This is a genomic window from Solibacillus palustris (assembly GCF_022549215.1).
Classification (GTDB): Bacteria; Bacillota; Bacilli; order Bacillales_A; family Planococcaceae; genus Solibacillus; species Solibacillus daqui.
In genome coordinates this window covers 22,761-28,760 of record NZ_JAKZFC010000015.1, presented here as the reverse complement: position 1 = coordinate 28,760, position 6,000 = coordinate 22,761, and the positions used below count along the sequence as shown (strand labels likewise).

Annotated in this window: 4 protein-coding genes; all 4 read left to right on the top strand. The window is 32.8% G+C overall.

The window, feature by feature from the left end:
• Positions 1-577: 577 nt before the first annotated feature.
• The gene (locus LZ480_RS19375; RefSeq protein ID WP_241371186.1) at positions 578-2,083 is read left to right on the top strand and encodes a thiol-activated cytolysin family protein; all 1,506 of its coding nucleotides are present in this window, start codon (positions 578-580) and stop codon (positions 2,081-2,083) included.
• Between the two features lie 1,277 nt (positions 2,084-3,360).
• Positions 3,361-3,861, top strand: a complete 501-nt coding sequence (locus LZ480_RS19370; RefSeq protein WP_241371185.1) for an NUDIX hydrolase — start codon at positions 3,361-3,363, stop codon at positions 3,859-3,861.
• 279 nt (positions 3,862-4,140) lie between these two features.
• Complete coding sequence (locus tag LZ480_RS19365; RefSeq protein WP_241371184.1) at positions 4,141-4,683, top strand: P-loop NTPase family protein; 543 nt, start codon at positions 4,141-4,143, stop codon at positions 4,681-4,683.
• 581 nt (positions 4,684-5,264) lie between these two features.
• On the top strand, positions 5,265-5,726 hold the full coding sequence (locus LZ480_RS19360; RefSeq protein WP_241371183.1) for an NUDIX hydrolase: 462 nt from the start codon (positions 5,265-5,267) through the stop codon (positions 5,724-5,726).
• Positions 5,727-6,000 lie beyond the last annotated feature (274 nt).

Genomic DNA, 6,000 nt, shown 5'->3' with positions numbered 1-6,000 from the left:
TTTATGCGTTGTTTTATGCACTTTTGTTAAAAGTCAGTCATGGCAAAGGTTTTGAAGCAATTGAAGTGATATTGCACTCTCGTCTTTGATAAATAAAATCTTGTATAAAATTGAAATCTTATCGTTGTAAATCTGCATAAATTTGACTTCCCTCTTATTGTACTAACGGGGTGCTTTACTTGAAGATCATTGAGTTGCATATGCAGCTCTTTTTTCTTTATTGAATTAATGAATCAGGTTAGTTTAAGAAGGAAAAAGAAAAATAAGGGCGAACATAAAGGGATAAAATAGTGTAGGTTATCGATCTCGTACAATCAAGGATTTCTATCAATCCCTTGCTCTGACTAAAAAGCAATGCTCGGAAAATGGCTCCTTGGCGTATGCGGAGACTTTGACAGCAACCATTACGACTAGAGTAATTAAAATTTAATATCTAACTATGTCATATATACTAATTATTAGCTATACAGTATTTAAAATATGAGACTAAACTATTATATTTAAAGAAAATATTTTTGTGGTATAATTTCCTAAAAAAGGAGGGATTTTTTTGGGAAATAAAAACTATTTTAAAGTAATGAAATTTTTAGTAAGTTTATCTGTTTGTTTTTGCATTATAAATTATCCGATTATTTCCTTTGCTGAAACACTTGATAATCCTTTAGCTAGTGAAACAAGCAAACCTAATGACATTGATACTGGTATAGCAAACTTAAACTACAATAACAGCGAAGTTTTAGCAGTGAAAGGTGATAAGATTAATAGTTTTGTTCCAAAAGAAGGTATAAACTCAAATGATAAATTTATAGTAGTTGAACGAAACAAAAAATCACTTACAACTTCACCAGTAGATATTTCAATTATTGATTCTATGGTGAATCGTACCTATCCAGGAGCATTACAACTTGCAAACCAAGCTTTTGTAGACAATCAACCAAGTTTATTGATTGCCAAAAGAAAACCGTTAAATATTAGCATAGATTTACCTGGCATGAAAAGAGAAAATACTATGACTGTGGGTAATCCAACATATGGTAATGTATCTGGGGCAGTAGATGAGTTAGTATCTACTTGGAGTGAAAAATATTCAACAACGCATACTTTACCTGCAAGATTACAATATTCAGAATCTATGGTTTATAGCAAATCTCAAATAGCAAGCACTTTGAATGTTAACGCCAATGTTCTTGACAATTCACTGGGGATTGATTTTAATGCGATTGCAAATGGAGAGAAAAAAGTGATGGTTGCGGCGTATAAACAAATATTTTATACGGTCAGTGCAGAACTACCTAACAATCCATCAGACCTATTTGATGACAGTGTTCATTTTGAAGAGTTAACTCGTAAAGGGGTAAGTAATGATGCCCCTCCCGTTATGGTGTCAAATGTAGCTTATGGCAGAACAATTTATGTGAAATTAGAAACAAGCTCTAAAAGCAAGGATGTACAAGCTGCTTTTAAAGCATTACTGAAGGATATCAATACTAATGTAGAAACTAGTGGACAGTACAAAGATATTTTTGAAGAAAGTTCCTTTACTGCTGTAGTATTAGGTGGAGATTCACAAGCGCATAACCAGGTTGTCTCTAAAGACTTTAATGATATTAGAAAAATAATTAAAGATAATGCAGAATTTAGTCTCAAAAATCCAGCATACCCAATATCATATACAAGTGTTTTCTTAAAGGACAATTCGATTGCTGCTATTCATAACAATACAGATTATATCGAGACGACAGCTACAGAATATTCTAAAGGCAGTATCATCCTTGATCATTATGGTGCATATGTTGCTCAATTTGAAGTAGCCTGGGATGAATTTTCATATGATGAGAATGGAAATGAAGTACTATCCCATAAAACTTGGGATGGAAGCTGGAAAGACAAAACAGCTCATTTCTCTACAGTAATACCACTTCCGCCTAATTCAAAAAATATTAGAATTTATGCAAGAGAATGTACAGGTCTTGCATGGGATTGGTGGAGAACAATTATTGATGAATACAATGTTCCATTATCTAATGAAATAAAAGTTTCAATTGGCGGAACTACATTATACCCAACAGGTAGTATTTATTAGGTATTATTCATGTTCAGAAGTTGCCCAAAAAGTGTCCAAAAATAAATAAGAACAAGGGGTTTGATAGAAATTAGGGATACGGTCAGGACTTCGGTCACTGATGCAGAATCCCTTTTTTATTACCCTGAAAATTATGTGAATATAGTACAGGGGTTATCTTCCAACTCAATTGAATGGAGGATTTTTTTACGATCAAAAAGTAAGGATTATTTGATGTAGACTTCTCACAGACAACTAAAGAGCTTACCTTATCTATAAAAGCGGAAAGGGAACTACCGCTCGCTATAAGCTCTTTACAGAAGCGTTAGAGACAATCATCAATCAAATGCAAGTGAGCGGCTATCGTCCACGTACTATCAAGGATTACGATATAGTCCTAATAAACTTCTCGAAGAGTACAAAGGCAACCTATTTAGAAGAAATAACGGTAGACACGATATACTCATGGCTTGAAAGTATGCAGGTAGTAAATCAAACGAAATTAACACGCTTAAAGGTGCTTAAGTCATTTTTAGGCAAGTGTTTGACCAATGGGTGGCTGAGCTTTAACTTTTGGCAATCCGGTTTCCGATATTGAGGTAGGTTTTCTTCTTATATAAATGTGACCTCTGCCAGCCACACGAATTGAAATAGCTTACGAAACGATTCCATTTGATAACCAATTGATATACAATGGAATCAGTAAGGTCTTTGAACCAAGTTCGTAAATGTGTAATACTCCCTCGTAGAGTAAATCGTTGAATGGTAATGTGTGATAAGCTCTCAATCGCTTGTGACTCTAAGGTCGGCATAAGAACTCGCGAACTGCAAGTAGACAAACTATACGCGTAGAAGCCGGCGCATTGGAGCTTCTGGACACGGGTTCGACTCCCGCCGTCTCCATAAAAGGGTTTTATATGAAATCCAATGAAGTTTGTGATGTAAAGTATAAATTTTCCAAATGGAAAGCTTATGCTTTATTTTTTTTACGGAAATTTTATGGTTGATTATTAGAAAAATTCCTATATCAATGTATTTTATTCTTTAAACTTATAAAGGTGATATAGCCTTTTAATTAAGGTTGATAATTTTAATTAATGATTGATTAAAATTATCGCTCCCATAGAGATTTTATTGTAGAGAGATGAATTTTTTATTGGATATTTATGTTAATATTAATATAAAGATTGTGAAGAAATGTACTTAAACTAACGGAGCAGTTTAGTTCAAGAGAGGTTTTAACTTGTATTCAACAATCGGGCCATCTAGTTGAAGAGGAAAAGTGAGGGAGAACTTGTATGATCTATGTAAATGTTAGAGCAATAATTGAAAGAAATGGACCAAATGGAACTGAAATCGTTATACAAAAAAGGGTTAAATCTAATGAGAATAAAACACCTTATGAGCTACCTGGAGGAAGGTTAGAGGAATTCGAGTCATTTATGGAAGGACTTAAAAGAGAAGTGCAAGAAGAAACAGGACTTCATATAACAAAGATTTTTGGGGAAGAAACTAGAATTGAAACTAATGATGTGGACTCAAATGTTGAAGCTATGAAGCCTTTTGCTGTTTATCAAACGACAAATGGTCCAGTAGATTCATTAGGCGCTTATTTTCGATGTCAAGCCTCTGGTAATTTAGTTAAAGAAGGCGACGGTACTATGGATATAAAGTGGATTCCAGTAGATGAGCTACACCATTCACTAGAGAAGGATCTAATAGATTTTAGCTGGGTCGATAAGTCTGGAATAATGTATTATTTAAAATGGTATTACGCAGAAAAACAACAAATTGATTAGTATGATGCCTATTTTATTCTGGAAAAGCATTCATTAAATTTCCGATAATAACTTTACGGGACCTTTGTATAATATTGGAGTGGTTATATTGAAAAATTGTTTTGAAATGGATTGTGAAAGAAAGTACTTAAAGTAACGCGGGGTTTACTTGAAGATTATTAAGTTGCTTAGGCAGCTCTTTTTTCTTCTTCAACTAACGAAGCAGTTTAGTTTAACAAAGAAGTACATTCTAATTTGAAGCAATATATTATCAATCCTAATAAAAGAAGGTGACATAAGGTGAAACGAATTATGGTAATTGGAGTTTCAGCAGGCGTGGGGAAGTCAACTTTTGCACAAAAATTAGGGAAAGCCTTAAAAATAAATGTTAATCATTTAGACGCCTTATATTGGAAGCCAAACTGGGTAGAAGCCACCTTAGAAGAGTTTTCAGAAGCACAGCTGGATATTGTGAAACAATGTCAATGGATAATTGAAGGAAACTATAGTAATACTTTTCAGATTCGTGCCAAACATGCTGATACAATAATTTATTTGGAACTACCACTCTATGTTTGTTTATATCGTGTTGTTAAGCGATGGCTAAAAAACATCGGAAAAACACGACCTGATATGGGAAATGGGTGTAAGGAAAAATTAGATTGGGAATTCATTAAGTTTATATATTCAACTTACTATCCTCGTAAAAGGAAAATGGTTGAACGATTTCAAGCATTTAAAGAAATAGACCCTAAAAAAGAAATTATTATTTTAAAAAGTAGACAAGAAATTAAATCATATTTAAACAGTTTAAGCAATTGTGAAAGATTGCACTTAAACTAACGGGGGCTTTAGCAGAACAAGGATGCCTTTTAGCTTTTCTTCTTGAACTAACGGGGCAGTTTAGTTCAAGAAGGAGTAACTTCAAAATTATAGAGATTTACAACGCTAAGTTAAGAAATGTGACCAAACGACGCTTTGGGAACCTTAACATTGTAAATCTAGGGTATAAAGGTTTTTTTACAAATTGGTATTAAAAGATTTTAATAAATTTTCTACAATTTCTGCACTTCCGTCTTGGAACATAAATAAAGAGAAAGCAATCATACAAGTTCCTAATAACAACATAGTCAGTTTTTTTACTGTATTTATTGAACGTTTTATAAAAGCCATTACAATTAAAAAGATGCCTATAAATAATATAAGAAAATACCAGAACCCCATAAAGCCGACCTCATTTCTCATGGATGTATTTATTTCAGTAATAATAACGAATTAAGTAATTAATGGGTTTCTGAAATATCAAACAACTAGTTTAAATACCCCATAAATAAAGTACCTCAACATCGCTTTAGGAACTTATTTTGTTTAATATTGTCAAATTAATAAAGGATTCTGATACTAAAATTTGAAAGTAGGTATAAATGATGAATGATATTCCTATCAAGTCATTAGGCATTGCTGCTGTGCTATTAAAAAAAATTAATAATACTTATCACGTTTTACTTTTTAAAAGAAATTCCCAGCATTTAAATAATACTTGGTGCTATTTAGGAGGAGGGATTGAAGCTGGAGAAACAGCAATAGATACTGTATATAGAGAAATTAGAGAAGAAACAGGGATTACAGAACTCGAATTGTATTCTGCTAATCAATTTGACCAAATATTTTCTCCGAAAGAAAATTACATATACATTGCACCTGTGTTTGTAGGTTTTGTTCAAGAAGAACAATCTGTTTTTTTAAACGACGAACATAGTGAATATCAGTGGTTTCCATTTGAAGAGGCAAAGGAAGTTGTTAGTTTACCTGGTAATGAAGAGGTCCTTCAATCTATTGAAAATAATTTTGTTAAGAAAAAACCTTTAATTCATTTAAAAATTTAACTGACTCAATTCAATTGGTACAGATAAATCAAGCATGCACCAGAATTATGAGTTCATGATATATACAAAACCATACAAAATAACGTTCCCAAATGAATGTTTGGGAAGACACAAAACCCCAAGAAATGCTGTGAAAACAACATTTCTTGGGGTTTCCTTTAGGGATTTTAGTTAAAAACGAACTTCAACAATCTGGCGCAATTCTTGAAAAGGGATTGTGCCATTTTAGCTAAGAGGTCAGATACTTGAAGATCATTGAGTTGCATATGCAGCT